The sequence below is a fragment of the Agromyces tropicus genome, from assembly GCF_039531345.1.
GTDB lineage: Bacteria > Actinomycetota > Actinomycetes > Actinomycetales > Microbacteriaceae > Agromyces > Agromyces tropicus.
Map to the genome: position 1 here is coordinate 627,991 of NZ_BAAAPW010000002.1, position 25,737 is coordinate 653,727.

General features: G+C 73.4%; 27 protein-coding genes. 21 read left to right on the forward strand and 6 right to left on the reverse strand.

Translation table 11 applies throughout. The features are described from left to right. Positions 1–6: 6 nt before the first annotated feature. The 8 genes from ABD230_RS08725 (at position 7) to ABD230_RS08760 (ending at position 8,104) form a co-directional block, all read left to right on the forward strand. Positions 7–780 carry a GntR family transcriptional regulator gene (locus tag ABD230_RS08725; RefSeq protein WP_344371838.1) on the forward strand — a complete coding sequence of 258 codons (774 nt, stop codon included), beginning with the start codon at positions 7–9 and terminating at the stop codon, positions 778–780. Between the two features lie 173 nt (positions 781–953). Then, positions 954–1,925, forward strand: coding sequence for a TIGR03557 family F420-dependent LLM class oxidoreductase (locus tag ABD230_RS08730; RefSeq protein ID WP_425546219.1), 972 nt, complete (start codon positions 954–956; stop codon positions 1,923–1,925). Next, positions 1,922–2,770 carry a coenzyme F420-0:L-glutamate ligase gene (gene cofE / locus ABD230_RS08735; protein WP_344371844.1) on the forward strand — a complete coding sequence of 283 codons (849 nt, stop codon included), beginning with the start codon at positions 1,922–1,924 and terminating at the stop codon, positions 2,768–2,770. Before ABD230_RS08730 ends, cofE begins: the two co-directional genes overlap by 4 nt. Continuing rightward, positions 2,767–3,615: a CofC family guanylyltransferase gene (locus ABD230_RS08740; protein WP_344371847.1), complete on the forward strand. Its 849-nt coding sequence runs from the start codon at positions 2,767–2,769 to the stop codon at positions 3,613–3,615. The genes cofE and ABD230_RS08740 overlap by 4 nt, the downstream gene beginning before the upstream one ends. Then, positions 3,612–4,646, forward strand: coding sequence for a glucose-6-phosphate dehydrogenase (coenzyme-F420) (fgd, locus tag ABD230_RS08745; protein WP_344371850.1), 1,035 nt, complete (start codon positions 3,612–3,614; stop codon positions 4,644–4,646). Before ABD230_RS08740 ends, fgd begins: the two co-directional genes overlap by 4 nt. A 258-nt stretch (positions 4,647–4,904) precedes the next feature. Then, on the forward strand, positions 4,905–6,203 hold the full coding sequence (locus ABD230_RS08750) for a LolA family protein (protein ID WP_344371852.1): 1,299 nt from the start codon (positions 4,905–4,907) through the stop codon (positions 6,201–6,203). A 10-nt stretch (positions 6,204–6,213) separates the two neighbouring features. Continuing rightward, entirely contained in the window at positions 6,214–7,206 is a 993-nt protein-coding gene (locus tag ABD230_RS08755; protein ID WP_344371854.1) for an ABC transporter ATP-binding protein, read from the forward strand. Beyond that, on the forward strand, positions 7,193–8,104 hold the full coding sequence (locus ABD230_RS08760) for an ABC transporter permease (protein WP_344371857.1): 912 nt from the start codon (positions 7,193–7,195) through the stop codon (positions 8,102–8,104). Before ABD230_RS08755 ends, ABD230_RS08760 begins: the two co-directional genes overlap by 14 nt. A 45-nt stretch (positions 8,105–8,149) precedes the next feature. On the opposite strand, the gene ABD230_RS08765 is transcribed toward ABD230_RS08760, so the two are convergent. The 5 genes from ABD230_RS08765 to ABD230_RS08785 form a co-directional block, all read right to left on the reverse strand. Beyond that, a complete protein-coding gene (locus ABD230_RS08765) occupies positions 8,150–8,776 on the reverse strand; it encodes an MSMEG_1061 family FMN-dependent PPOX-type flavoprotein (protein WP_344371859.1) in 627 nt (208 codons plus the stop codon). Positions 8,777–8,799: 23 nt separating this feature from the next. Beyond that, positions 8,800–9,282 (reverse strand): nucleoside/nucleotide kinase family protein, encoded by a 483-nt coding sequence (locus tag ABD230_RS08770; protein ID WP_344371861.1) that lies wholly within the window; start codon positions 9,280–9,282, stop codon positions 8,800–8,802. A 297-nt stretch (positions 9,283–9,579) separates the two neighbouring features. Next, complete coding sequence (locus tag ABD230_RS08775; RefSeq protein ID WP_344371864.1) at positions 9,580–10,452, reverse strand: ABC transporter ATP-binding protein; 873 nt, start codon at positions 10,450–10,452, stop codon at positions 9,580–9,582. Next, complete coding sequence (locus ABD230_RS08780) at positions 10,449–11,561, reverse strand: putative F420-0 ABC transporter permease subunit (protein WP_344371868.1); 1,113 nt, start codon at positions 11,559–11,561, stop codon at positions 10,449–10,451. The genes ABD230_RS08775 and ABD230_RS08780 overlap by 4 nt, the downstream gene beginning before the upstream one ends. Next, positions 11,561–12,574: a putative F420-0 ABC transporter substrate-binding protein gene (locus tag ABD230_RS08785; RefSeq protein ID WP_344371870.1), complete on the reverse strand. Its 1,014-nt coding sequence runs from the start codon at positions 12,572–12,574 to the stop codon at positions 11,561–11,563. Before ABD230_RS08785 ends, ABD230_RS08780 begins: the two co-directional genes overlap by 1 nt. Before the next feature lie 232 nt (positions 12,575–12,806). Between ABD230_RS08785 and ABD230_RS08790 the strand changes: the two genes are divergently transcribed. Genes ABD230_RS08790 through ABD230_RS08820 form a run of 7 tightly spaced genes read left to right on the forward strand, consistent with a single transcriptional unit; the run spans position 12,807 to position 19,167 of the window. Then, positions 12,807–13,757 (forward strand): alpha/beta hydrolase, encoded by a 951-nt coding sequence (locus ABD230_RS08790; protein ID WP_344371872.1) that lies wholly within the window; start codon positions 12,807–12,809, stop codon positions 13,755–13,757. Continuing rightward, positions 13,754–15,166 (forward strand): dihydroorotase, encoded by a 1,413-nt coding sequence (locus ABD230_RS08795; RefSeq protein ID WP_344371874.1) that lies wholly within the window; start codon positions 13,754–13,756, stop codon positions 15,164–15,166. Before ABD230_RS08790 ends, ABD230_RS08795 begins: the two co-directional genes overlap by 4 nt. 1 nt (position 15,167) lies before the next feature. Then, the gene (locus ABD230_RS08800) at positions 15,168–16,175 is read left to right on the forward strand and encodes an LLM class flavin-dependent oxidoreductase (protein WP_344371878.1); all 1,008 of its coding nucleotides are present in this window, start codon (positions 15,168–15,170) and stop codon (positions 16,173–16,175) included. 37 nt (positions 16,176–16,212) lie between these two features. Continuing rightward, positions 16,213–17,046, forward strand: a complete 834-nt coding sequence (locus ABD230_RS08805) for an ABC transporter ATP-binding protein (RefSeq protein WP_344371881.1) — start codon at positions 16,213–16,215, stop codon at positions 17,044–17,046. After that, on the forward strand, positions 17,043–17,876 hold the full coding sequence (locus ABD230_RS08810; protein WP_344371883.1) for an ABC transporter permease: 834 nt from the start codon (positions 17,043–17,045) through the stop codon (positions 17,874–17,876). The genes ABD230_RS08805 and ABD230_RS08810 overlap by 4 nt, the downstream gene beginning before the upstream one ends. Beyond that, complete coding sequence (locus ABD230_RS08815) at positions 17,873–18,712, forward strand: ABC transporter permease (protein WP_344371885.1); 840 nt, start codon at positions 17,873–17,875, stop codon at positions 18,710–18,712. Before ABD230_RS08810 ends, ABD230_RS08815 begins: the two co-directional genes overlap by 4 nt. Positions 18,713–18,720: 8 nt before the next feature. After that, positions 18,721–19,167: a RidA family protein gene (locus tag ABD230_RS08820; protein WP_344371888.1), complete on the forward strand. Its 447-nt coding sequence runs from the start codon at positions 18,721–18,723 to the stop codon at positions 19,165–19,167. 251 nt (positions 19,168–19,418) lie between these two features. On the opposite strand, the gene ABD230_RS08825 is transcribed toward ABD230_RS08820, so the two are convergent. Then, positions 19,419–20,498: an ABC transporter substrate-binding protein gene (locus tag ABD230_RS08825; RefSeq protein ID WP_344371890.1), complete on the reverse strand. Its 1,080-nt coding sequence runs from the start codon at positions 20,496–20,498 to the stop codon at positions 19,419–19,421. A gap of 229 nt (positions 20,499–20,727) precedes the next feature. On the opposite strand from ABD230_RS08825, the gene ABD230_RS08830 reads away from it, so the two are divergent. The 6 genes from ABD230_RS08830 to ABD230_RS08855 are packed head-to-tail and all read left to right on the forward strand — an operon-like array spanning position 20,728 to position 25,641. After that, positions 20,728–21,735: an alcohol dehydrogenase catalytic domain-containing protein gene (locus tag ABD230_RS08830; protein WP_344371891.1), complete on the forward strand. Its 1,008-nt coding sequence runs from the start codon at positions 20,728–20,730 to the stop codon at positions 21,733–21,735. After that, a complete protein-coding gene (locus tag ABD230_RS08835) occupies positions 21,725–22,321 on the forward strand; it encodes an OsmC family protein (protein ID WP_344371892.1) in 597 nt (198 codons plus the stop codon). The genes ABD230_RS08830 and ABD230_RS08835 overlap by 11 nt, the downstream gene beginning before the upstream one ends. Beyond that, entirely contained in the window at positions 22,318–23,547 is a 1,230-nt protein-coding gene (locus ABD230_RS08840) for a CaiB/BaiF CoA transferase family protein (RefSeq protein WP_344371895.1), read from the forward strand. The genes ABD230_RS08835 and ABD230_RS08840 overlap by 4 nt, the downstream gene beginning before the upstream one ends. Then, positions 23,544–24,407 (forward strand): amidohydrolase family protein, encoded by an 864-nt coding sequence (locus tag ABD230_RS08845; RefSeq protein ID WP_344371897.1) that lies wholly within the window; start codon positions 23,544–23,546, stop codon positions 24,405–24,407. The genes ABD230_RS08840 and ABD230_RS08845 overlap by 4 nt, the downstream gene beginning before the upstream one ends. A gap of 44 nt (positions 24,408–24,451) precedes the next feature. After that, on the forward strand, positions 24,452–25,294 hold the full coding sequence (locus ABD230_RS08850) for a DODA-type extradiol aromatic ring-opening family dioxygenase (RefSeq protein WP_344371899.1): 843 nt from the start codon (positions 24,452–24,454) through the stop codon (positions 25,292–25,294). Next, positions 25,294–25,641 carry a hypothetical protein gene (locus ABD230_RS08855; RefSeq protein ID WP_344371901.1) on the forward strand — a complete coding sequence of 116 codons (348 nt, stop codon included), beginning with the start codon at positions 25,294–25,296 and terminating at the stop codon, positions 25,639–25,641. Before ABD230_RS08850 ends, ABD230_RS08855 begins: the two co-directional genes overlap by 1 nt. The last annotated feature ends 96 nt before the right edge of the window (positions 25,642–25,737 follow it).

Below are 25,737 nucleotides of genomic sequence, written 5' to 3' on the forward strand. Positions count from 1 at the left end.
GGATCCATGACTGCACAGGAGCGCAGCGGGGGCGACGTCGCCGCACCGGGGACGACGGCGGATCCCGAGTCGGCATTGGCCAGGCTCGCCGGGCGGCACGCGGCGGGGTACCGCTCGGTCGGTGTCATGGCGTACGACATCATCCGGGAGGCGATCCTCGACGGCACGCTGCCACCGGGACACAAGCTCCGCCAGGAGACGCTCGCCGAGCTGATCGGCGTGTCGCGCCTGCCCGTGCGGTCGGCGCTCATCCAGCTCGAGTCCGACGGCCTCGTCGAGTTCCACGACCGGCGCGGCGCGGTCGTCAAGTCGCTCTCGGTCGACCAGGCGCGCGAGGTCTACCAGCTCCGCATCCTCCTCGAGACCGAGGCGCTGCGGCAGTCGATGTCCGACATGGGCGACGAGCGGCTGGCGAGGCTCCGCCGACTCGGCCGAACGGCCGACGAGGAGCAGGAGGGCGCGGGCTTCGTCGACGCGCGGACGGAGTTCTACGCCGAGCTCTACGACGCCGCGCGGCGACCGATCCAGTGGGAGCTCATCGAGGAGCTGCGCCTCAAGGTGGGCCGGTACATGCTCGGCTGGCGACTGGTGGGTGACGGGACGCACCAGCACTCCCACGACGAACTGACCGATGCCGTCGCGGCGGGCGAGGTCGAGCCGGCCGTCGCGCTGCTGCGGCACCACCTCGAGGTCGTGCGGGACGGCGTCCTCGAAATGCTCGAGGCGGAGGCGTCGGAGGGCGGAGCAGCCGCGACCCGCCGTCGCCGCGCACGCAGCTAGCCGGTACGCCGCCGGCGGAGCGGTGCGGATCTGGACTTGCATTCTGGATCCAGTATCCGAAATGATGGTCCTGCGGGAGGTGGACCCGCCGTTCGCGGCCGATCGGCCCGAATGACACTGCTGCGACGACGCGTCAGGATGGAGGGGTGTCAGTGCACATCGGCTATGCCGCGATGCTGGAGCAGTTCCCTCCATCCGACGCGGTCTCGTACGCGGAACTCGCCGAACGCCACGGGTTCCGAGGGGTCATGGCGACCGACCACTTCCAGCCCTGGCTGCCGAGCCTCGGCCAGGCGAGCCACGTCTGGAGCGTGCTCGGCGCGCTCGGCGCGCGGACCAGCGGCGACCTCGGGCCCGGCGTCACGACCCCGACCTTCCGGACGCACCCGGCCGTCGTGGCCCAGGCGAGCGCCACGCTCGCCTCGATGTACCCCGGCCGCCACTGGCTCGGCATAGGGTCCGGCGAGGCGCTGAACGAGCACGTCGTCGGCGAGTACTGGCCCGAGGCCCACGAGCGGATCGCGCGGATGTTCGAGGCGGTCGAGCTCATCCGCAAGCTCTTCACCGCCTCGATCGCCGGGCGCGAGGTCCGCCACCACGGACCGCACTTCCGCATGGAGACGACGCGGCTCTGGACGATGCCGCCCGAGGCGCCCCCGGTGCTGGTCGCCACCGCCGGGCCCGTGACCGCGCGTCGCGCGGGCAAGGTCGCCGACGGGCTCATCACCACCGGCGCCCCCGTCGATCGGCTCGCCGCACTGCTCGCCCGCTTCGGCGAGGGGGCCCGCGAGGCGGGACGCGACGCCGAGCGGATGCCGCGGGTGCTGCAGCTGCACCTCTCGTGGGCGGCGACCGACGAGGAGGCGATGCGCAACGCGCTCACCGAGTGGCCGATCGGAGGCATGCGCTTCTCCCGCAGCGACCTGCGTTCGCCGTTCGAGTTCGAGCAGCTCGCCCGCACGGTCCGGCCCGAGGACTTCGAGGGTCGCATGCTCGTCTCCGCCGACCCAGACCACCACCGCGCGCACATCCAGCGCCACCTCGACCTGGGGTTCGATCGGATCTACCTCCACAACGTCGGCCGGAACCAGGAGGAGTTCCTCGAGGTGTTCGGCCGCGACGTCCTGCCGGGGCTCCGGGCATGACCGAGGCGCTGGAGTTCGGCGTCCGCGCCCTCGCCGGCATCGGCGAGATCGCCCCCGGAGACGACCTCGTCGAGGCGATCGTGGCCGCGGCGCGGGGCACCCTGCGCGACGGCGACATCCTGGTCGTGACGTCGAAGGTGGTCTCGAAGTCCGAGGGGCGCGTGGTGCGCGCCATCGACCGGGAGCGCGCGATCACCCAGGAGACCGCCCGCATCGTCGCCACCCGGGTGCACGAGCACGGCGTGACGAGGATCGTCGAGAACCACCACGGGATGGTCGCGGCCGCAGCGGGCGTCGACGCGAGCAACACCGAACCGGGTACCGTCCTGCTCCTCCCCGTCGACCCCGACGCCTCGGCGCGACGGATCGCCGACGGCGTACGGCGCGCGACCGGCCGGCGCATCGGCGTCGTGCTCAGCGACACGCACGGCCGGCCCTGGCGGGAGGGCCAGACCGACGTCGCGATCGGCGCGGCGGGCGTCCGCGTCATCGACGACCTCCGCGGGACGACGGATGCCGCGGGCGCGCCGCTCGCCGTGACGATGCCCTGCCCGGCCGACGAGCTCGCCGCCGCCGGCGACCTGGTCAAGGGCAAGGCCTCGGGCTGCCCGGTCGCCGTCGTCTCGGGCCTCGGCCGCCTCGTCGGCGACCTCGACCTGCCCGGCGCCGCCGCGATCGTCCGGCCCGCCGAGCGCGACCTGTTCCGCATGGGCACCGACGAGGCGATCGCCCACGGCATGGCCGCCGGCCGCACGGCGGGCTACTCCGCCGGACGCTCCATCGGCTTCTCCGAGGGCTTCGCCGCCGCGCTGACCAGCTCCGGACGCGATCGGCAGCGCACATGACCGCCTGGACCGTCGTCGTCCCCGTGAAGTCGCTCACGGGCGCCAAGACCCGGCTCGCCCCGGAGCTCTCGCCCGCCGAGCGCGCCGAGCTCGCGCGGGCCTTCGCACTCGACACGATCGACGCGGCGCGCACCGCGCGTTCGGTCCGGCGAGTCGTGGTCGTGTCGGACGAGCCCGCGATCGAGCGGGCGCTGCGCGGGGTTCCCGACGTCGACGTCGTGCCGGAGTTCGGCCCGCGGGGCCTGACCGCCGCCATCGCGCACGGCATCGCCGTCGCCCGCTCCGATGCGACCGGTTCGGCGCCCGTCACGACGGCAGATGCGGGTGCGGCGGCCTCGCGACCCGCTCCGAGTGCCCGCACGGCAGACCGCGGTCGGGGCGAGGGACACCAGGCGGTCGCGGTGCTGCTCGGCGACGTGCCGGGACTGCGGCCGGAGCAACTCGACGCCGCGCTCGAGGTCGCGTCGCGGCATCCGATGGCCTTCGTCCCGGACGCCGAGGGCACCGGCACGACGCTCGCGACGGCGTCCCCGGGCGTGCCGTTCGCGCCGCACTTCGGCGCGGACTCCGCCGCGCGGCACCGCGCGGCCGGGTTCGCCGACCTCGTCGCCGGGCACCCCGGCACCGTCTCCCCGGCGCTCCGCCGCGACGTCGACACCGCCCGCGAGCTCGCCGAGGCCGTCGCCCTCGGCGTCGGCGACCGCACCGCCGCGGTGGTCCGCGGCCTCCGAGGCCCCGACGGTCGGCGCGAGGATCGCGCGCCGTGGCATCCGCTCGAGCCATCGACCGCGCCCACGGGCGCCGCAACCGCGCCGCACGGCGCAGACAGGAAGGCAGCATCGTGACCCTGACCCTCGGATACAAGGCCAGCGCCGAGCAGTTCGACCCGCGCGAGCTCGTCGAGATCGCCGTCGCCGCGGAGGCGCACGGCATGGAGTCGGTGTGGACGAGCGACCACTTCCAGCCCTGGCGGCACACCGGCGGCCACGCGCCGTTCTCGCTCACCTGGATGGCCGCGGTCGGCGAGCGCACGTCGAACGTGCGCATCGGCACGAGCGTCATGACCCCGACGTTCCGGTACAACCCGGCCGTGCTCGCGCAGGCGTTCGCCTCGCTCGGCGTCATGCACCCGGGCCGCATCATCGCCGGCTTCGGCACCGGCGAGGCGCTGAACGAGATCGCGACCGGCTTCCGCGGTGCCGGCGAGCAGGACTGGCCCGAGTTCCGCGAGCGGTTCGCCCGGCTCCGCGAGGCGGTGCGCCTCATGCGGGCGCTGTGGACGCAGGACGGCCAGGTGAGCTTCGAGGGCGACTACTACTCGACGCACGACGCGTCGATCTACGACCGTCCCGACTCCCCGGTGCCGGTCTACATCGCCGCCGGCGGCCCGACGGTCGCGAAGTACGCCGGCCGCGCCGGCGACGGGTTCATCTGCACGTCGGGCAAGGGGGCCGAGCTCTACGTCGACCAGCTCATGCCGGCCGTGAAGGACGGGCTCGCGGCGCGCTCCGACGACCGCTCGTTCGACGCGTACGACCGCATGATCGAGATCAAGCTCTCGTACGAGGAGACCGAGGAGGCCGCGCTCGACAACACGCGGTTCTGGTCGCCGCTGTCGCTCTCGAAGGAGCAGAAGCACGACATCACCGACCCCGTCGAGATGGAGCGGGCCGCCGACGCGCTGCCGATCGAGCAGATCGCGAAGCGCTGGATCGTCGGCACGGACCCCGACCAGGTCGTCGCGCAGATCGGCCAGTACGTCGACTGGGGCTTCGACCACCTCGTGTTCCACGCGCCGGGCCACGACCAGCGCCGGTTCCTGCAGCTCTTCGAGCGCGACCTCGCGCCGCGGCTGCGGGCCCTGCCCGGCGCCTGAGCGCGGGCGGCCCGGCGGCCCCCGCGGCATCCGCTCCGCCGCGCTCCCGCCCCGCTCGGGAGGAACTTCCGCCCGTGGCGCGGCGCGTCGGCGACCGACACGCCGGGAGGGCGGACGAACTTCCTCCCGACGGCGCGGCCCAGGCGAGAGGGGCGGGTGGCAGGCGAAGGGGGCGGATGCCGCGCCGGCCCCGCCGGCCGGCCTGTCAGTTCGCTCCGGACCGGGGCCGGGCGGCCCGGACGGGCGTAGCCTGAGGGCATGAGCCCACGCGCCGACGGGCCCAGCCGAGCACGGGCCCGCACCGTCGTCCCCGCCATCGGGGTGCCGGTCGCGATCGCGGTCGCGATCCTCGTGCCCATGCAGGCGAACGCGGCGGTCGACCTGCCCGACAAGACGCCCGACGAGCTCGTCGCGTTCGCGAAGGCGAGCGAGGTCGACGCGCTGTCCGGCACCATCGCGCAGCGGTCCGAGCTCGGGCTCCCCGACCTCGGCGGACTCACCGGGGGCGCACCCGGCTCCGGCGGCGACGGCGGCGACGCCGCAGACGCCGACGGCACTCCGGCGAGCGTCGACGACCTCATCGACCTCGCGACCGGCAGCTTCGACGCGAAGGTGTACGTCGACGGCGAGCACGCCCGGCTGCAGGTGCTCGACACCCTCGCCGAGCGGAACGTGTACGTGAACCCGGGCGAGGCGTGGTTCGTCGACTCCGAGACGCGCACGGCGACCCGGCTCGCCGCCCCCGACGAGGCCGATCTCGCCGCCCTCCGGGAGGAGCTCGAGCGCCTCGCCGACGACGCGGCGGCCGAGGCGGAGGCCGGACGTCCCGACGGCGAGCAGCTGCCCACCCCCCAGCAGCTGCTCGACCGCGCGCTCGATCGGCTCGACGAGACCACCGAGGTCTCGGTCGGGACCGACGGGCGCGTCGCGGGACGCGAGGCCTACGAGCTCGTGCTCCGCCCCGACACCGACGAGACGCTCGTCGGCGAGATCCGCATCGCGATCGACGGCGAGAACGGGGCCGCGCTCGCGGCATCCGTCACCGCCCGGGGCGCCGGCGAGCCGGCGTTCTCGACGGCGTTCACCGACGTGTCGTTCGCGGCACCGGGTGCCTCGGTGTTCGCGTTCGAGCCGGGCGACGCGTTCACGGTCGCCGAGGAGGAGCTGCCGCTGCCGACGGTCGCGGAGCTCGACGCGTGGGTCGCCGACGCGCAGGCGCGCGCCGACGAGGGAGCGGATGCCGCGGGCGACGCGCCGCACCCGGTCGTGCACGGCGAGGGCTGGGCCACGGTCGTCGAATTCGACGCCGACGCGCTCGCGCAGTCGATGGCCGAGCGACGGGGCGCGACCGGCGACGAGGCGGGCGTGGCGCCCGCGACCGAGCCGCCGTTCAGCGAGGACGAGGTCGGCGCGCTCGACGCGGTGACGACGCCCGTCGACGGCGGACGCGCGCTCGCGACGTCCCTGCTCTCCGTGCTGTTCACCGACGACGGCCGCGTGCTCGCCGGCTCGGTGCCCGTCGACACCCTGCTCGCGTACGCCGGTTCGGGTCGCTGACGGGCCGCCGGTGACCGACCTCGCGATCCGGACGGACGGCCTCACCAAGCGCTTCCGTGCGCAGACGGCGGTGGACGGCATCGACCTGGCCGTGCCGAGCGGATCGGTCTTCGGGTTCCTCGGACCGAACGGGTCGGGCAAGACGACCACGATCCGCATGCTGCTCGGACTGGTCGGCGCCACGGCCGGCTCGGCGCAGGTGCTCGGCACCGACATGCCGCGCGGTCTTGACCGAGTGCTGCCGCGCGTGGGGGCGCTCGTCGAGGGGCCGGCGTTCGCCCCGTTCCTCTCCGGGGCCGCCAACCTCGCGCGCTTCGATGCCGCCGACCGGCACGCCGCGCCCGCGACGCGACGCGCACGCGTCGCGGCCGCGCTCGACCGGGTGGGCCTCTCGCACGCGGCACGGAAGAAGGCCGGCGCGTACTCGCTCGGCATGAAGCAGCGACTCGGCCTCGCCAACGCCCTGCTCATGCCGCGCGACCTGCTCGTGCTCGACGAGCCGACCAACGGCCTCGACCCGCAGGGGACGCGCGAGGTGCGCAGCCTCATTCGCTCGTTCGCCGCCGACGGCACGACCGTGTTCGTCTCGAGCCACCTCCTCGCCGAGGTCGAGCAGCTCTGCACGCACGTGGGCGTGATGAGCGCCGGCCGGCTCGTGGCGCAGGGCACGCTCGACGACCTCCGGCGGTCGGGTCGCTCGAGCATCGAGGTCCTCACGCCCGACCCCGACCGTGCCGGGGCGGTGCTCGCGGGGCTCGGCCTCGTGCCCGACGATGCCGGCGCCGACCCCACGCCGGGCGCCGATCGCCCGGCGGAGCACGCCGCGGGCGGCGACGATGCGATCGTGACCGCGCCGCTCGGGGACGACCCGCCCGCACCCGAGGCCCTCGTCGCCGCGCTCGTCGCCGACGGCGTGCGGGTGCGCGGGTTCGAGGTGCGTCGTACGAGCCTCGAGCAGCGGTTCGTCGAGCTCACCGGGGAGGGCTTCGATGTCGTCGCCTGAGTCGACCGCGATCTCCGGAGGGGCGGCGACGGCCCGAGCGGATGGCGCGCCCGCCGCCCGGGGCAGCCGGGCGCTGCGCGGGGGCGGACTGCGCGCGCTGCTCGCCTCGGAGCTCGCGACGCTGTTCCGGCGCCGGCGCACGTGGGCGATGGTGGCGGCGCTCGCGCTCATCCCGATCCTGATCGCGATCGCCATCCGCCTGGCCGGGCCGGCGGGCCCGGGGCGCGGCCCCGCGTTCCTCGACCAGGTCGCCGGCAACGGGCTCTTCGTCGGGGTCACGGCGCTCGTCGTCGCGACGCCGCTGTTCCTGCCGCTCACGGTCTCGGTGGTCGCGGGCGACACGATCGCCGGCGAGGCGAGCCTCGGCACGCTCCGGTACCTGCTGATCGCGCCGGCCGGGCGCCTCCGCCTGCTGCTCGTGAAGTACGCCGTCGCCGCCGCGTTCTGCCTCGCGGCCGCGCTCACCGTGATCGTCGTCGGGTCGGTCGTCGGCTGGGCGCTGTTCCCGGTCGGCCCGATCACGCTGCTCTCGGGCGGCGAGGTGTCGGTCGGCGAGGGCCTGCTGCGCCTGCTCGCGATCGGCGGCTACGTCGCCGTGTCGATGCTGGGCCTGTCCGCGATCGGCCTGTTCGCGTCGACGCTCACGGTCGTGCCGGTCGGCGCGATGGCCGCCACCGCGATCCTCGCCGTCGTGGCGCAGATCGTCGGCGCCATCCCGCAGCTCGAGTGGATCCATCCGTGGCTGTTCACGGACCGCTGGTTCGACTTCGCCGACCTCCTGCGCTCGCCGCCGTCCTGGGACTCGTTCCGCGACAACGCGCTGCTGCAGGCGGGATGGATCGCCGTGTTCGGCGGACTGGCCGGCTGGCGGCTGGCCACGCGCGACATCCTCTCGTAGCGGCGCGATCGCCGGGGTCGTCGGGCCGGCGACGCCATCCGCGCGTCAGCCGTAGATCCGGTCGGCGTAGCTCGGGCCGTAGTACGCGTCGAGCGCCTCGAGGTCCTCGTCGCGCCGCTCGACCGCCTTGGCGATGAGCGCGCGCCGGCGCACGGCCTCGGGGCGCCAGGTGTCGGGCGCCCACGCCTGCGACCGGAGGAACGCCTTCGAGCAGTGGAAGAAGACCTCGTCGATGTCGACGACGAGCGCGAGCGCGGGCCGGTGGCCCTTGACGACCATGTCGCCGAGGAACGGCGCATCGCGCACGATCGTCGCCCGCCCGTTGATGCGGAGCGTGTCGCCGCGGCCCGGCACGACGAGGATGAGCCCGACGTGCGGGTTGCGGAGCACGTTGTGGAAGCCGTCGGCGCGACGGTTGCCCGGCCGCTCGGGGATCGCGATCGTGGTGTCGTCGAGCACGTGCACGAACCCGGCCGGGTCGCCCTTCGGCGAGACGTCGAGCTCGCCGTGCTCGTCGCCCGTCGCGACGAAGGCGAGGGATGCCGCGGCGAGCCACTCCCGGTCGATCTCTCCGAGCCGATCGCGCGTCTTGTCGACGGCCGCCGCCGTCGGGACGCCGAGGAGCTCCTCGAGTTCGGCCGCACTGGTCACCGGGATGCCGCGATCGCTCATGGCCCCCATCCTGCACCCGTCGGTCAGCCCGCGGCGCGGCGCTCGCCGATGCTCGGCGGGATGCGGCAGTAGTCGTAGAAGAACCGGGTGGGCGCCGACTCGTCGGTCGCGTCCACGATGACGTTCGCGCCCGAGTGGGGCAGCTCGTCGCCGACGAGCGTCCAGACCGAGAAGTGCCAGATCCCGATCACGGCCTCGTTCAGCAGCCGCCGACCGTCGACGACGAGGATCGTGTCGGGGTCCTCGGCGCCGGGGAGGTCGCCCGAACGGAACGGCTCGACCGTGCCGGCACGGAGCTCCTGCTCGGAGACGTCGCCGACAGGGCGGTGGAGCACGTGGCGGCCACGATCGCGGATCACGTCCGCGAGGTCGGCGGCGAACCGCGTCGCGAGCGCATCGTCCGCACCCTCGACGGCCAGCAGGCGCCGCCCGCTGCGGGCGTTGTGCAGGAACTCGTCGGCGATGGACTCGAGCAGGTCGCGTCGCACTCCGGTCGCGTCGGTCATGCGGGCAAGGCTACGCCGGGCTCCCTGCCGCGTCGACGGGTTCGGACCCCGTCGCCGCGCGGCATCCGTCGGCCCTGCGCTCGGCTCGGACCCGCTGCGTTCGGGAGGAGCATGCCGCCGATTCCCGGCGCGCCCGTCCGCGACACGCCGAGGGTGGGGCGGAAGTTCCTCCCGAGTGATCGGTCGCGCGGGGGTCGGCGGCGCGGGGGTGAGGGCGCGGGGGTGAGGGCGGGGGGCGGGGGCAGGGACGTGCGGAGCGGAACAGGAGGCGGGCACCGAGCCGGCCGGTCGGCGCGCTCAGGCGGGCGCGGGCGCCGAGCCGACCGGGCGGCCCGGGTCGGCCGCGGCATCCGTCGGCGCGTCCGGCGCGGGGCCGGCCGGCGCGAACGCGATGAGCGGGCGACCCGTCGACGGATGCCGCAGCACCGTGGCCTCGACGCCCCAGACCGCGCGGATCAGCGGCGGCGTGAGCACGTCGACCGGGTCGCCCGCCGCCGCCACGCGGCCGTCGGCGAGCACCACGACGTGGTCGGCGTACGCCGCCGCGAGCGAGAGGTCGTGCAGGGCCGCCAGCACGCTGAGCCCGTCGGCCGCGAGGCGCCGCAGGAGTCCGAGCGTCGCGAGCTGCGCGCGGATGTCGAGGTGGTTCGTCGGCTCGTCGAGGAGCAGCAGCTCGGGCTCCTGGGCGAGCGCGCGGGCGAGGTTCACCCGCTGGCGCTCGCCGCCGGAGAGCTCGTCGTAGCGGCGCGCCGCGAAGCGGTCGGCCTCGGCGGCGGCCAGCGCGCGGGCGACGACGTCGCGGTCGCGTGCGGAGTCGCCGCCCCAGGCGGACTGGTGGGGGATGCGGCCGAGCCCGACGACGTGGTCGACGCGGAGCGCGTCGGGCACCTGCGCGTCCTGCTCGACGAGCGCGATGCGACGCGCGCGCTCGCGGCGGCGGAGGCCGACGAGGTCGTCGCCGTCGAGGGTGAGCGCGGCCACCTCCGGCGGCACCACGCCCGCGACCAGGTGCAGGAAGGTCGACTTGCCGGCGCCGTTCGGGCCGAGGAGCGCCGCGACGGCGCCGCGCGGCACCGTCACGTCGACGCCGTCGACCACCAGCCGGTCGCCGCGCGCGAACGAGACGCGCGACGCCTCCAGGCCCGCGCCGGGCTTCGCCGGTCCGTTCACGTCGTCCTCCTCGTGCGCAGGAGCAGCGCGGCGAACACGGGGCCGCCGACGAGCGCGGTGAGGATGCCGACGGGCAGCTCGCGCGGGTCGAAGAGCGTGCGCGCGCCCGTGTCGACCCAGATGAGGAACACGGCGCCCGCGAGCGCCGACAGCGGCAGCAGCGCGCGGTGGCGCGAACCGACGACCAGCCGAACGGCGTGCGGCAGGATGAGCCCGACGAACCCGATGGCGCCGCTGACCGCGACGAGCGCGCCCGTGAGCAGCGCCGTCGCGACGAGCAGCAGGGCGCGGGTGCGCGGCACGTGCACGCCGAGGGCCGCGGCCGCGGTGTCGCCGAACGCGAACGCGTCGAGCGTGCGCCCCGTGGCGAGCAGCGGCAGGCCGACGAGGGCGAGCGCGGTGCCCGCGAGCGCGACCGCGGGCCAGTCGGCGCCCGAGAGCGAGCCGAGCAGCCAGTTCAGGATCTCGCGGTAGCTGTCGGTCGTGGCGCTCCAGAAGATGACGAGGCTCGTGACGGCGCCGAACACGGCCGAGACCGCGAGCCCGGCGAGGACGGTCGTGGTCGGGCTGAGGCCGCCCGCGGCGCGGGCGAGTCCCAGGGTCGCCGCGAGGGCCGCCAGCGCGCCGGCGAACGCCGCGACCGGGAGGGCCAGGGCGAGCCCCAGCACGAGCACCACGACCGCGCCGACCGAGGCGCCCGACGACAGTCCGAGCAGGTACGGGTCGGCGAGCGGGTTGCGCGTGAGCGCCTGCATCACGACGCCGCAGATCGCGAGGCCCGCGCCGACGGCGCCGGCGGTGAGCACGCGCGGCATGCGCAGCTCCCACACGATCGCGTCGCGGAGCGGCGCGAGGGTCGGCTCGCCGAGCCCGAGGTGCGCCGCCACCGAGGCGAGCACGTCTCCGGGCGCGAGCCCGGCCGGCCCGATGGTCACGGCGAGCACGACGGATGCCGCGAGCAGCGCGACGAGCGCGGCGGCCGCGCCGACCGTGGTGACGGTGCCCGAGCGGCGCGGCGCGCGCGACCCGCCGGCGGGGTCCGACGGGCGCGCAGTGGCGACGGACGGCCGCACCGCGGCATCCGTCGCCCTGCCCGCCTGCGTCGCCATCAGCGCGCTCCGAGCTGCTCCACGATCGAGGCGACCGCGTCGACGTTGCGGACGCCGGCCTCGGTGGACGGGAAGTCGACGATGACGTAGCGATGCTGCTGCACGGCGGGCATCGCCGCCGTGGCGGGGTTCGCCTCGAGCTTCTCGATCTTCGAGTCGGCGGTGTTCCATGCGGCGTCGACGAGCACGATGACGTCGGGGTCGGCGTCGACGACGGCCTCCCACGAGAGCGAGGTCCACGTGTCGTGCACGTCCGCGGCGACGTTCGTGAGGCCGGCGGCGTCCATGATCATCTGGGGTGCGCCGATGCCGGCGCCGACGAACGGCTGGTCGTCGCCCGAGGAGTACCAGAGCGCGGTGAGGCCCTCGTCGTCCGGCTGGATCGCGTCGAGTGCGGCGCGCTGCTCGGCGACGAGGTCGGCCGCGGCGTCCGGGACGCCGAAGATCGCGCCGGCCTCCTCGAAGTCGGCGAAGACGCCGTCGAAGGTGAGCGGGTCGGGCATGTAGCCCTCCTCCTTGCACGCGGCGGGGGCGACGTAGGTGTGCACGCCGAGTTGCTCGAGCCCGTCGCGCTCGCCGGCGCCCTCGGCCGAGAGGTTCGACTCCCAGCCGGCGAAGACGAGGTCGGGCTCGGCCTCGAGCACGGCCTCCTGCGACGGCACCTTGTCGGAGAGCACCTCGACGCCGGCCGCGGCGTCGGCGTAGCGGTCGGGTGCGGGGCCGTCGGTGAAGGCGGCGCCGACGACGCGGTCGCCGAGGCCCAGGGCGAGCAGCAGCTCGAGCGTCGACGACTTGATGGTCACGACGCGCTGGGGCGCCTCGTCGAAGGTGACCTCGGTGCCGCAGTTGTCGACGGTGACCGGGAACCCGGTGCCGACGGCGTCGGTGCCGGCGTCGGCATCGCCGTCGGCCGTGGCGGTGCCGGCGCAGCCGGCGAGGAGGGCGACGGATGCCGCGGCGGCGACGAGTGCGGCCGCGTGGGTGCGTCGTGGGCTGCGGGGGAATGTGGGCATGGGGCCTCCGGGACGTGTGCGTGTGCGTGATCCGACGAGCGTCGGCGACTCGCGGCCCAATCCCGGGCCGGCCCGACCGGTCAATCCGAACCGGCGGTCGTCGCCATCCTCCCACCGGCGTCGAGTGAAATCAATACTGGATTCTGGATCCAAGATCCGGCATGATCCTAGGACGGGCGCAGGCATACGCCCGACAACGCGTCGCAGCGTTCAACGGAAGGACGTCGCATCCATGCAGACGACACCGGTCGAGTTCTACAGCGAGGGAGACCGCCTCGCGGGGCTCTGGCGCACCCCCGACGGCCCCGGGCCGTTCCGGGCCGTCGTGCAGGGCCCGGGGTGGCTCGGGCTCAAGGACGCCAGGCTCTACGTGCGCTACCACGAGGCGCTCACCGCCGCCGGCTTCGGCGTGCTCGTGTTCGACTACCGCGGCTTCGGCGACTCCGGCGGCGACCGCGGCATCCTCTCGCCCGCGCGCCAGCTCCAGGACCTCGTGAACGCCGTGACGTACCTGACGACGCGCGACGACGTCGTGGCCGACGCCATCGGCGTCTTCGGCACCGGCGGCACCGGAGGCGGCAACGCCGTGCTCCTCGCCGACGCCGACCCGCGCATCCGCGCCGCCGTGAGCCAGGTCCCGGTCGCCGACGGCACCGACTGGCTGCACCGCATGCGCCAGGAGCACGAGTGGCTCGCCTTCCTCGCCGGGCTCGAGGAGGACCGCCGCGTCCGCGTCGCGACCGGCGAGGGGCGGCTCGTGCACCCGCGCGAGGAGATCATGGTGCCCACGCCGGAGCGTCGGGCGACCACGATCAAGGCCGACGTCGACGACCGCATCCCCTCCGCCATCCCGCTCTCGTGCGCGGACGAGATCCTCGCCTACCGGCCGATCGACGCGGCGTCGCGGCTCACCACGCCCCTCCTCGTCATCGGCGTCGAGGGCGACGCGACCACCCCCACCGACCACGCGGAGCGGCTGTACGCGGCCGCGCGCGGTCCCAAGCAGCTCGTCATGCAGCGGCACACCACCCACTACGCCGCCTACGACCGCTACTGGGAGCAGACCACCCCGCTGATCGTCGACTGGCTCGACCGCCACGTGCGTCCGAGCGACGTCGACGTCCGCACCACCCGCTCGCCCGGCCAGGGCGAGGCCATCGAGCGCATGGAGGCACCGCAGTGACCATCGACCTCAGGATCGCCGGCGGCGTCGTCGTGACGCCGTCCGGCCCCACCACCGCCGACCTGCTCGTGCACGACGGCCGGATCGCCGGCCTCGTCGCCCCCGACGTCGCCGTCGACTCCGACCGCACGATCGATGCCACCGGGCGGCTCGTGCTGCCCGGCATGGTCGACGTCCACGTGCACACCCGCGAGCCCGGGTACGAGCACAAGGACGACATCCTCACCACGACCCGCCAGGCCGCCGCCGGCGGCGTCACGACGATCTTCGGGATGCCGAACCTCAACCCGCCGACCGTCGACGTCGAGACGCTGACCGACGTCTTCGAGCGCTACGGGTCGACGTCCCTCGTCGACTGGAACCACAACCCGGCGCCGACGAAGTTCGACGAGATCGTGCCGATGGCCGAGATGGGCATCCGGGCCTTCAAGATCTACATGGTCGTCGACACCGGCCGCACCTACCCCCACCCGGCGGGGACCGGCATCCACGACCACGGGCACCTGCTCGAGATCATGGACCGGATCGCGGGCACCGGCGTGCGCTTCATCGTGCACCCGCACGACCAGGCGCTGATGGACTACATCGAGGGTCGCTACCTCGCGCGCGGCGAGAACACGCCGCAGGGCTACGCGTCGGCGTACGCCGAGCGCGAGGGCGTCATCTGGGACACGGCGATCGACGTCGTGCTGCGCCTCGCCGAGGCATCCGGATGCCCCGTGCACATCGCCCACATCCAGACGCGCCGCTCGATCGAGGCCGTCCGCCGCGCCAAGGCGGCCGGCGTCGACGTGACCTGCGAGGTCAACCACTGGGCGCCGTTCCTCTCCACGTGGAAGGACGTCGAGACGCTGGGGCCGTACGCCCTGTCGTACTGGGTGCCCGACGACAACCGCGCGGCCGTGTGGGAGGGCATGCGCGACGGCACGATCGACATCGCGAGCTCGGACCACGCCCCGCACACCCGCGAGGAGAAGGAGATCGGCTGGACCGAGATGTGGAGCGCCCACACCGGCACGCCGGGGATCCAGTACTACTACGAGCTCATGCTCGACGCCGTCAACCGCGGCGAGCTCACGCTCGAGCGCGCGGTCGACATGGTCGCCCGGATCCCCGCCGAGAAGTTCGGCCTGGCCGGCACCAAGGGCACGCTCGAGGTCGGCGCCGACGCCGACGTCGTGATCGCCGACATGCAGCACGAGTGGACGATCACGAACGACGACGTGCTCTCGAAGACCGGATGGACGCCGTACGACGGCCGCACCATCAGCACCCGGATCGAGCGCACCATCGTGCGCGGCCGGGACGTCTACGCCGACGGCGCCGTCGTCGGCGAGCCCGGATACGGGAAGCTCGCGGCCGCGCCGGCCGAACTCGCGGCCGAGGCGGCCGGAACGGAAGGGAACTGACATGGCGATGAAATTCGGACTGCTGCTGCCGCACTTCGGCGAGGAGGCGAGCCGCGAGAAGCTGCTCGAGGGCTCGCAGCTCGCCGAGAGGATGGGCTTCGACTCGGTGTGGGTTCGCGACCACCTCGTCTTCGAGCCCCACGGCGAGATGGAGAAGCCGAACCGCACCTTCTACGACGCGCTCACGACGCTCACCGCGATCGGCGCGGTCACCGAGAAGCTCGAGCTCGGCACCGGGTCGCTCATCCCGTTCCGCCACCCGCTCATCACGGCGCTCATGGCCGGCACGATCACCCAGCTCGTCGGGCCCCGGCTCATCCTCGGCTTCGGCGCCGGCACCTTCGACCACGAGTTCGAGGCGATCGGCTGGGGCGACCTCGACCGCGTCGAGGCGGTCCGCTCCAACGCGGAGATCCTCAAGCGCGTGTTCACCGAGAACGACGTCACCTACGACGACGGGATCTTCTCGTTCGACAACGTCACGATCGAGCCGAAGCCCGTCGGCGGCCGCGTGCCGTTCTGGTACTGCGGCGCGACGCCCCGCTCGGCGCGCCTGGCCGCCGAGTACGCCGACGGCTGGATGCCGGGGCGCATCTCGCTGGCGACCATGGAGAAGCGCATCGCCAACATGCGCGAGCTCACGGATGCCTCGGGCCGCCCGATGCCGACGGTGTCGGTGATCCCGCCGACCTCCATCGAGGAGACGCGCGAGGAGGCGCTGAAGCACGTCAACGTGCCGGGCCTGCTCGCCTGGGCGAACAAGGCGAAGTTCGCCGTCAAGCCGCCCTCGGGTACGTTCGAGACGGTCGAGGACCTGGAGGGCCAGCTCATCGTCGGCGACCCCGACGAGGCGGTCGAGGAGCTCCGGAAGTTCGAGGCCATCGGCACCGAGCACCTCGTGTTCGACTTCCGGTTCAAGTTCGACCGCTTCTTCGAGCAGATCGAGCTGCTCGGCACCGAGGTGCTGCCGAAGATGCGCGAGCGCGCCGCCGAGCCGGCGCTGACCTGAGCGAGCGTGCCCCGTGAGCGTGGAGGAGGGTATTGCGATGACGACGACCATCGAGCCGACGGAGGATGAGGCATCCGCTCCGTCCCTGATCTCGGTGCGCGGCCTGGGCGTCAGCTACGACGTGGCCCGGACCGGCGAGAAGCTCGTGGCGATCGAGGGCGTCGACCTCGACGTCCGCGAGGGCGAGTTCGTGACCGTGCTCGGCCCATCGGGCTGCGGCAAGACGACCTTCATGAACGTGATCGCGGGGCTCGTGAAGCCCAGTGCGGGGAAGGTGCTCGTGGCCGGGGAACCGGTCACGGGCCCCGGCCCCGACCGGGCGGTCGTGTTCCAGGACTACGCGCTGCTGCCGTGGCGAACGGTGTTCGACAACGTGAGGTTCGGGCTCGAGATGCAGAAGGGGCTCAAGGGCAGCGGATGGCGCGACCGCGTGCAGGAGGCGGTCGAGCTCGTCGGCCTCAGCGGCTTCGAGCACGCCTATCCGCGCGAGCTCTCGGGCGGCATGCAGCAGCGCGTGGGCCTCGCCCGCGCGATCGTCGCCGAGCCGAGGATCCTGCTCATGGACGAGCCGCTCGGCGCGGTCGACGCCCTCACGCGCGAGGTCATGCGCGCCGAGATCGAGAAGCTCATCGCCGCCACCGGCAAGACGGTGCTCTTCATCACGCACTCGATCGAGGAGGCGATCCTGCTGGGCGATCGCATCGTCGTGTTCAAGAGCCACCCGGGTGCGGTCAAGGAGGTCATCGAGACCGGCCTGGAGCGTCCGCGCTCGGAGCGCAGCATCCAGAGCGATCCCCGCTTCCTCGAGCTCCGCGACCACCTGTGGGACGCGCTGCAGGGTGAGGCGACCGCCGCGGCGGTGTCGAAGTGAGCGCCTTCCTCGCCTCGGGGCCGAACCTCGGCCGCGGGGGCGTCGGCGCCTGGCTCGCCGGGCTGAGTCCGCGCGGCAAGGTGCTCGTGCTCGCCGGCGAGGTCGTCGTGATGCTCGCGCTCTGGCAGCTCGTCGTCGGCGTGCTGGGCTGGATCAACCCGGTCTTCTTCCCGCCGCCGTCGGCGATCTGGCAGGGCTTCCTCGAGCTGTGGTCGAGCGGCGTCCTCGCGACGAACGCGCTCGTGTCGCTGCAGGCGTGGCTCACGGGCTTCGCGATCGCGGTCGGGATCGGGATCCCGCTGGGCCTGCTGATGGGCACGTCGCTGCCCGTCGACCGGGTGGTCGGGCCGATCGCATGGACGATCTACGCGACGCCGACGATCGCGTACCAGCCGCTCGCGAAGGCGTGGTTCGGGTTCGGCATCGGTCCGGTGATCTTCCTCGTCGCGATCAGCGCGGTCTTCCCGATCCTGCTGAACGTGGCGGCGGGCATGCGGACGACCAACCCGTCGATCATCCGGGCCGGCACGGTGTTCGGCGCCGGGCGGTTCCAGCTCTACCGCTCGGTGTACCTGCCGTCGACCGTGCCGTTCCTGTTCGCGGGGCTCCGGCAGGCGGTCGTGCTCGCGACGATCGGCATGGTCGTCGCCGAGCTCACGGGTTCGGCGCAGGGCATGGGCGCGGTCATCATCCGCGCCGCCAACACGTACCAGACCGACCAGGCGTTCGCGGCGATCGCGCTCGTCGTGGTGTGGAGCGTCGGCATGACGCAGGTGGTGACCCTCGTGGAGCGCTGGGTCGCGCCGTGGACGAGGAAGGCACGCCGATGACCGTCACCTCTGCGACCGGGACGAACCGCATCGTCCGTCCGCGCCGCGTCGTCCGCTCCGGCGAGGGCCGGTGGGCGTGGCTGCTCGTCGGCGTCGTCGCCGCCGTCCTGCTGGCCTGGGAGGCCGCGGTGAGCTGGCTGCAGCTCGTGCCCGCGGTGTTCCTGCCGCCGCCCACCGAGATCCTCGCCGCGTTCGTTCGACTCCTCGGCGAGCCGGAGTTCTGGCAGGCGTTCGCGTACAGCATGGGGAACCTGCTGATCGGCCTCGCGCTCGCGATCGTCGTCGGCGTGGTCGTCGGCCTCGCGGTGGGCTGGTCGCCCGTGCTGCGCTTCACCGTGGCGCCCTTCCTGTGGCTGCTGTACTCGACACCCAAGGTGGCGCTCGCGCCGCTCTTCATCCTGATCCTGGGGCTCGGCAACGAATCGAAGATCGCGCTCGTGTTCCTGCTCGCGGTGTTCCCGATCATCCTCAACACGATGGAGGGCGCCGTCACCGTGAGCCCGTCGCTCGTGAACGCGGGTCGCGTCTTCGGGGTGAACGGCGTGTACCTCGGCTGGAAGGTGATCTTCCCGGCGACGCTGCCGTACAGCCTGTCGGGCATCCAGCGCGGTGCCGCGCTGGGCTTCACGGGCGAGGTGCTCGGCGAGTTCCTCGGCGGCACGGGCGGGCTCGGGCACCTGCTCGAGTTCGCGGCGTACCAGTTCATGATGGCGGAGGCGATCGCCATGGTCATCGTCATGGTGATCATCGCCAACCTCACGCTCTGGCTCATCTCCGCCCTGCGGCGGCGCCTCGCGCCCTGGTACGACGACCGCAGGATCGTCGGGGCGTCGTAGGGGCCGCGATGCGCAAGCAGATCGTCGAACCCGTCGGGGTGTACCCGCCGACGGCGGACTTCAGCCAGGCCATCCGCGTCTCCGGCGGCGACCTCGTGTTCGTCAGCGGCATCATCGGCATGCGGGCGGACGGCACCATGCCGGCCGACACCCGCGAGCAGGTCGAGCTCGCCTTCGCCAACCTCGCCGCGGTGCTCGATGCCGCCGGCGCGACCCCTGCCGACGTCGTCAAGGTGAACGTGTTCGTCCGAGACGACTTCCGGCTCGTGCGCGACGACGTGCGCGAGATCCGCGCGCGGTACTTCACGCACGACTTCCCCGTGTCGACGCTCGTGCAGGTCGCCGGCTTCGCCGGCCCCGAGTACCGGTTCGAGATCGAGGCGATCGCGGCGGTGCCGTCACGGGCGGATGCCTCGGGGCCGGCCGGTGCGCCATCCCGCGCGCCGGGCGGCTGACGCGGCATCCGCCCGCCCCACAGACCGCCGGCCCCCGTTTCATGCGCGATGACGGGGGCCGGCCGCTCCGTCCGCGCACCACGCGCGCGACACCGCCCGTGATGTCGCCAGAATCGACGGCCGGGCGCGGGGGGACACGTCGGTTCGTGCGACCTCAGCGAAACGTCCGCCCGGGCGGGGTGCGTCGGGCACGCGACGGGCCCCCGCCGTCATGCGCTGCGGCGAGGGCCCGTCGATGGTGCGGGATCCGGTCAGGGGTAGGGGAGCTCCTCCGGGCCGGCGTTGTCGAGGCCGAGCAGTGCCTGCGCCTTCTCGAGGTACACGAGCTGCGACGAGTCGAACTCGATCGGCTCGAGACTCTGCGTCTCGACCGTCGTGTCCCAGGCCTCGGTGTCGAAGTAGAGGTTCTGGCACGCGAGGTGGCCGTCGAGCACCCAGGGGCTGTCGGATCCGCGGAGCGCGTCGACGTCGAAGTCGTTCGCCTCGTAGATGTCGAGCACCTCGCCGACGTTGTCCGGGAACTCGCCCGGCGCCGGGGCGGTCATGTAGTCGACCGCCTTCAGCGTCGCCCGCAGGAACCGCACGAGCGTGTTCGGGTTCTCCTGCACGTAGCCGCTGCCCGCGACCATGACGTCGTTCGCCCAGTTCCGCAGCGCCTCCACCGGGAACTTCGCGTCGTGCTCCTCGAGCGCCGGCCGGTCGTCGCCGTAGAACGGCTGCAGGGTGATCCGGTCGTTCACGAAGAACTCGGTCCACGACTCCGAGCCGGGGCCAGGGTAGACGATCTCGACGTTCACGCCGTCGAGGTCCCAGCCCTGCTCGGAGAGCACGAGGGCGCGCTGGAACTCGGCGGGGTCGCCGGGCGTGCCGGCGAGGACGATCGACGTGCCGTCGAGGTCCTCGACGGAGTCGATGTCGGGCTGCACGGCGAAGTCGAAGTTCTGCCGGCAGTAGTGGCCGGAGACCAGGTCGACGTCGACGCCGCCGCGGATCGCCTCGATCACGGTGCCGGTCGACTCGACGCCGATGTCGGCACTCCCCGAGGCGACGGCGGCCGTCACGTTGTCGGCGGTGATCACCTCGACGGTGAGCCCCTCCTCCTCGTAGTAGCCGAGGTCGGTGCCGAGCACGTACATCGAGTACATGGTCACGTCGGGGAACGGGATCGCGACCGTGATGGCCGTGTCCTCGGCCTCGCCGGGCTCGCCGTCGGCGAGGTCGACGGGTTCTGCTTCCGCTCCGGGGTCGCTGGCGGCGCAACCGGTCAGCAGTGCGAACACTGCCAGGCCGGCCGCCGCGGCAAGGCCGGAACGAGGGATGGATCTGCGCATGACACTCCATTCTTGGCGGGTTGGACTCGCGGTCGGCCGCGCCGGGGAGCGGAGCCGCTCGCGAATTGGTGGATACCGTATCCAAAACGTGCACACCTGTCCATGGTTTCCTGACGGACGTCTTCGGGAGACCATGAAAGGCACGCGGTCTGGACCCTGCGGCTGATTTTGGATACGGTATCCAAAGCGGCACGGATGCCGCGACCGAACGGAAGACGAGGCGGATCCCGTGCGCGCAGCTCTCCTCCAGGCCCACGGCCTCGACGGTCTCACCGTCGCGCAGGTCGACGAGCCCGCGCCGGGGGCCGGCGAGGTCCGGATCCGGGTCGAGACCGTGGGCGTCAACCAGCTCGACCTCAACGTCATCGCGGGTCGCGGCCCCGGCGCGGCGGCGAAGCTCCCGCGCGTGCTCGGGATCGACCCCGCCGGCACGATCGTCGCCGTCGGTCCGGGCGTCGATGCCGACCGGATCGGGCGCCGCGTGGTCGTGAAGCCCAACATCCCCTGCGGCCGCTGCGCCGACTGCCGCAGCGGGCGGGAGGCGCGGTGCCCCGCCCAGTCCGTCGTCGGCGTCCATCGCGACGGCGGCGCCGGCGAGACCGTCGTCGTGCCCGACGCCGTCGCGTTCGACCGGGACGGGCTCGACGCCGCGACCGCGACCGCCACGGTGCACAGCCTCCCGATCGTCCTCAACGTCTTCGACGCCGCCGACGTCCGGCCGGGCGACCGCCTCCTCGTCACGGGCGCCGGCGGCACGCTGGGGCGCGCCGCGGTGGAGTACGGCGCGCACCTCGGCGCCGACGTGACCGCCGCGTCGCGGCATCCGCTCGCCGACGCACCCGGCGGCGTGCGCGCGCTCACCATCGGCGACGAGGCCGACCTCACGGGCCGGCTCGCCGCGGACGAGCGGTTCGACGCCGTCGTCGACGTCAGCGGCAGCGCCCGGCTGCTCGGGCAGGCCGTCGCCGCGCTGGACTGGGGCGGCCGCGCGGCGTTCTGCGCGGCATCCGTCGACGCCCGACTCGAGATCGACGCCCGGGCGTTCTACCTCGGCCGTCGGTCGCTGGCCGGCGTCGCGAGCGCCGACCTCGCGCACGTCCGGCGGGCGCTCGACCTCGTCCGCAGCGGCGCGGTGCACCCGCGGATCGGCGCACGCTACCCGCTCGACGACGTGCGACGCGCCTATCGGGAGTTCCCGACGACCACGCCCGGAAAGGTGATCATCGATGTCCGCTGACCTCATCGACCGACCGCGGCTGCGCGCCTCGCTGCAGCGCATCTCGCAGCGCACGCGCGCCGACGCGGCATCCGCCCGGATGCGGCCGTGGGTCGCGGCCCGGCTCGAGGGCGACGTGACCGCCGTCTCCGAGTTCGAGCAGTACGGCTCGCGGTACGAGTTCCGATCCGACGAATCCGCCGAGCGCGGCGGGCACGGCTCCGCGCCGAGCCCCATGCGATACCTGCTGAGCTCGATCGCCTTCTGCATGCTCGGCTGGGTCGCGAAGACCTGGTCGGCGGCCGACGTCGAGGTCCGCTCGCTCGAGGCCCAGGTGCGGACCTGCCTCGACCTGCGCGGCGAGCACCTCGTCGAGGGCGCTCCCGCCCACCCGCTCTGGTTCGTCGTCGAGGTCCGCATCGACGACGACGCGGCGCCGCAGGACGCGGTCACGCTCCTGCGCGAGGCCGCCCGCCGATGCCCCGTGACCGCCCTGGTCGGCCGTGCCGTGCCGCTCCACCTCGTGCTCGTGCAGCGAGGCTGGACCGTGCTCGACACACGGCCGGACGACCTCAGGGACGAGCACCGAGAGGAGCAGACCCGATGACCCGCGACCACGAGACGCCGGCCGGCGGCCCCCTCGCCGGCATCCGCGTCGTCGAGCTCGGCCAGTACATCTCAGGGCCCTACGCGGCCAAGGTCCTGGCGGACCTCGGCGCCGAGGTGGTGAAGGTCGAGTCGCCGGAGGGCGACCCGATGCGCCGCTGGGAGGGGCACGGCACGATGAGCCCCCAGTTCGCGGCCTACAACCGCGGCAAGCGCGCCGTCGTGCTCGACCTCAAGACCGACGAGGGGCTGTCGGCGCTGCTCGACCTCGCGCGCACCGCCGACGTGCTCATCGAGAACTTCCGCCCCGGCGTGGCCGAGCGGCTCGGGTTCGGGCCGGACGTGCTGCGCGAGCTCAACCCGCGGCTGATCAGCTGCTCCGTCACGGGCTTCGGCGCCGCCGGCCCGTACGCGCGCCGCCCCGCGTACGACACCGTGATCTCGGCGGTCGGTGCGATGTACAGCCAGGTCGTGCCGGCCGAGACGCTGCGCCCGCTCGGGCCGGCCTTCTCCGACCTGCTCTCGGGGATGTCGGCGGCACAGGCCGTGCTCGCCGCCCTCCACGCACGCGACGTCGACGGCCGCGGCGAGCACGTCGAGGTCTCGATGGTCGGATCGCTCATCGACTTCCTCACCGAGGCCGCCTCGACGTACCTCGAGACCGGCCAGGTGGCCGGCCCCGACTCCCGGCCGCGGCGTGCCCAGGCCTACGCCTGCGTCGGCGCCGACGGCAGGGCCTTCGTCGTGCACATGTCGGTGCCCGAGAAGTTCTGGACCGGCCTGCTCGACGCGCTCGAGCGCCCCGAACTCGCCGCGGACCCGCGGTTCGCGACGCGCGAGGCCCGTGTGGCGAACTACGACGCGCTGGACGCCGAGCTGAAGGCCGCCACGGCGCGGATGCCGCGACAGCACTGGCTCGACCGACTGGTCGAGCGCGACATCCCGCACGGTCCCCTCAACACCGTCGCCGACCTGTTCGACGATCCGCAGGTCGCGTCGATGGGCCTCGTCGAGGAGATCGACGGGCACGACGGCACACCGCTGCGCGTCCCGGTTCCGAGCACCCGCTTCCGCCGGAGCGGCCGGCCGCGGCTGCGCGCCGCACCGCAGCTCGGCGAGGCGAACGCCGACCTGGTCGGCGCCGCGGGCGCCGCGCCCACGACCTCCGCCACGACGGCACCCGCCGTCACCGCGGCATCCGCTGCCGCCGAAGGGACCCGCGCATGACCAGCCCCGACGACCTCGTCGCCATCGACGTGCACACGCACCCGCAGACCGAGGAGTTCCTCGCCGCGATGGGCGCCCGCCACCAGCAGATGGCGAAGCACTTCGGGCGCGAGCGGCCCGTGGTGTCGTTCGCCGAGCAGGCCGACCGCTACCGCGACCGGCGGATGATGGCGGTCATCGTGAACTCGGACTCCGAGACGACCTCGGGGATCAAGGGCGCGCCGAACGACCTGCTCGGCCGGGCCCAGGCCGACCATCCCGACGTCTTCCTGGCCTTCGCGGGGATCGACCCGTGGAAGGGCGAGGCCGCGATCGCGGAGATCCGGCGCATGCACGCCGAGTACGGCATCAAGGGCGTCGGCGAGCTCAACCCGTCGCGGCAGCGGTTCCTGCCCAACGACCGACGCTTCTTCCCGATCTGGGAGGCCTGCGCCGAGCTCGGGCTGGTCGTGATGTTCCACGCGGGCTTCCCCGGCGCCGGCGCCGGCACGCCCGGCGGCGGCGGCTACCGCCTCGAGAACGCCCGGCCGATCCCGTACCTCGACGACGTCGCCGCCGAGTTCCCCGAGCTGAAGATCATCAGCGCGCACCCGGCCTGGCCGTGGCACCTCGAGAACCTCGCGATGGTCTGGCACAAGTCGAACGTGTACCTCGACCTCTCCGGATGGGCGCCGAAGTACCTGCCGCCCGAGGTCGTGCGGTACGCCGACTCGCTGATCACCGATCGCGTCCTCTTCGGCTCGGACTGGCCGGTGATGACCGCCGACCGATGGATGGACGAGTTCGCCGAGCTCCCCTTCAAGGAGGAGTCGCGACGGAAGATCCTGCTCGACAACGCCCGCGGGCTGTTCGGGATCTGACGGACTCCCGAGCACCAGGACCGACCCGCCCGGAAAGGACCCAGATGGCCGAGCTCGCACTCGCCGCGGTCACGCCGCACAACCCGCTGCTCTGGCGGGCGATGACCGACCCCGTACCCGACGACCTCCGGCCGATCGCCGCGGACTTCGCGCGCATCCGCGAGGCGGTCGCGGCGCACGAGCTCGACGCGCTCGTCGTCATCGGCACCGACCACCTGCGGCAGTTCTTCTACGACAACTCGCCGGCGTTCGCGATCGGCAAGGCCGAGGCGTACCACGGCACGTGGGAGAACGAGGTGCGCACGTTCGGCATGGAGTACGCCGAGGTGACGGGCCACCGCGCGCTCGCCGACCGGATCGCGGGGCGGAGCGTGCAGCCCGACGCGATCGACTTCTCCGTCAGCCTCGAGTGGCGCCTCGACCACGCGTTCGTCATCCCGCTGCAGTACGTCCGGCCCGAGCTGGATCTCCCGATCGTGCCGATCCACGCGAACGCGTCGATGCCGCCGGTGCCGTCGGTGCGGCGGTTCGTCGCCCTGGGCGAGCACGTGCGCCGCGCGATCGAGGAGTGGGACGTCGACGCGCGGGTCGGACTCCTCACCTCCGGCCACATGGCCAACGACGTCGGCGGGCCGCGCACCTTCGCGGGCTCCCCGGACCCCGGGTTCGACGCGGCGGCGACGGCGTGGATGCGCGACGGCGACCTCGACGGCGCGATCCGCGTGTGCAGCGACGTCGACCGGCTGACGGCGGCCGGCAGCATGACCTCCCAGTACCTGAACGCGGTCGCGGCGCTCGCGGCGATGGGCGGCCGCGCCGCCGACTTCGTCGACGTGCCGGAATCGCGCTTCTCAACGAGTCCGTTCTTCCTCTGGAGCACCCGCTGATGAGCGCGTACATGGTCGACAAGTTCATCCGGGCGGTCGAGCTCGGCGATGCGACCGTCGCCGAGTACGTCGCCGACCCGCCCGCGTTCGTCGAGCGCTGGCTCGCGGGCGGTGGGACGCCCGCAGCTCCGGCCGACGACCGGGTCCTCACCGACGCCGAACAGGCTGCATTCGCGGAGCGCGACTTCGGCGCGCTGTACGCGCTCGGGGCCCATCCCTACCTGCTCTGGCATTTCACCGAGGCCGTCTACGAGCACGAGTACACCGAGGGCTTCGGATGGCGCGAGCTGGTCGAGCGCTACCGTGCGGCCGTCGCTCCGCAGGGACTCGTCGACTACATCCCCTGACGGCGCCGGACGCCCCGCGCCGCCGCCGTAAGCCCCGTGTAAGGGAACGGTAAGCGCTCCGTCACCGCTGCCCCGTCGCCGCCGCGACCGCTCCGG

Bases quoted from the DNA above. Each gene is read 5' to 3' on its own strand.
- ABD230_RS08725 (WP_344371838.1), top strand. From the start codon at position 7: ATGACTGCACAGGAGCGCAGCGGGGGCGACGTCGCCGCACCGGGGACG.
- ABD230_RS08730 (WP_425546219.1), top strand. From the start codon at position 954: ATGCTGGAGCAGTTCCCTCCATCCGACGCGGTCTCGTACGCGGAACTC.
- cofE (WP_344371844.1), top strand. From the start codon at position 1,922: ATGACCGAGGCGCTGGAGTTCGGCGTCCGCGCCCTCGCCGGCATCGGC.
- ABD230_RS08740 (WP_344371847.1), top strand. From the start codon at position 2,767: ATGACCGCCTGGACCGTCGTCGTCCCCGTGAAGTCGCTCACGGGCGCC.
- ABD230_RS08750 (WP_344371852.1), top strand. From the start codon at position 4,905: ATGAGCCCACGCGCCGACGGGCCCAGCCGAGCACGGGCCCGCACCGTC.
- ABD230_RS08760 (WP_344371857.1), top strand. From the start codon at position 7,193: ATGTCGTCGCCTGAGTCGACCGCGATCTCCGGAGGGGCGGCGACGGCC.
- ABD230_RS08765 (WP_344371859.1), bottom strand. From the start codon at position 8,776: ATGAGCGATCGCGGCATCCCGGTGACCAGTGCGGCCGAACTCGAGGAG.
- ABD230_RS08770 (WP_344371861.1), bottom strand. From the start codon at position 9,282: ATGACCGACGCGACCGGAGTGCGACGCGACCTGCTCGAGTCCATCGCC.
- ABD230_RS08780 (WP_344371868.1), bottom strand. From the start codon at position 11,561: ATGGCGACGCAGGCGGGCAGGGCGACGGATGCCGCGGTGCGGCCGTCC.
- ABD230_RS08785 (WP_344371870.1), bottom strand. From the start codon at position 12,574: ATGCCCACATTCCCCCGCAGCCCACGACGCACCCACGCGGCCGCACTC.
- ABD230_RS08790 (WP_344371872.1), top strand. From the start codon at position 12,807: ATGCAGACGACACCGGTCGAGTTCTACAGCGAGGGAGACCGCCTCGCG.
- ABD230_RS08800 (WP_344371878.1), top strand. From the start codon at position 15,168: ATGGCGATGAAATTCGGACTGCTGCTGCCGCACTTCGGCGAGGAGGCG.
- ABD230_RS08805 (WP_344371881.1), top strand. From the start codon at position 16,213: ATGACGACGACCATCGAGCCGACGGAGGATGAGGCATCCGCTCCGTCC.
- ABD230_RS08815 (WP_344371885.1), top strand. From the start codon at position 17,873: ATGACCGTCACCTCTGCGACCGGGACGAACCGCATCGTCCGTCCGCGC.
- ABD230_RS08820 (WP_344371888.1), top strand. From the start codon at position 18,721: ATGCGCAAGCAGATCGTCGAACCCGTCGGGGTGTACCCGCCGACGGCG.
- ABD230_RS08825 (WP_344371890.1), bottom strand. From the start codon at position 20,498: ATGCGCAGATCCATCCCTCGTTCCGGCCTTGCCGCGGCGGCCGGCCTG.
- ABD230_RS08835 (WP_344371892.1), top strand. From the start codon at position 21,725: ATGTCCGCTGACCTCATCGACCGACCGCGGCTGCGCGCCTCGCTGCAG.
- ABD230_RS08840 (WP_344371895.1), top strand. From the start codon at position 22,318: ATGACCCGCGACCACGAGACGCCGGCCGGCGGCCCCCTCGCCGGCATC.
- ABD230_RS08845 (WP_344371897.1), top strand. From the start codon at position 23,544: ATGACCAGCCCCGACGACCTCGTCGCCATCGACGTGCACACGCACCCG.
- ABD230_RS08850 (WP_344371899.1), top strand. From the start codon at position 24,452: ATGGCCGAGCTCGCACTCGCCGCGGTCACGCCGCACAACCCGCTGCTC.
- ABD230_RS08855 (WP_344371901.1), top strand. From the start codon at position 25,294: ATGAGCGCGTACATGGTCGACAAGTTCATCCGGGCGGTCGAGCTCGGC.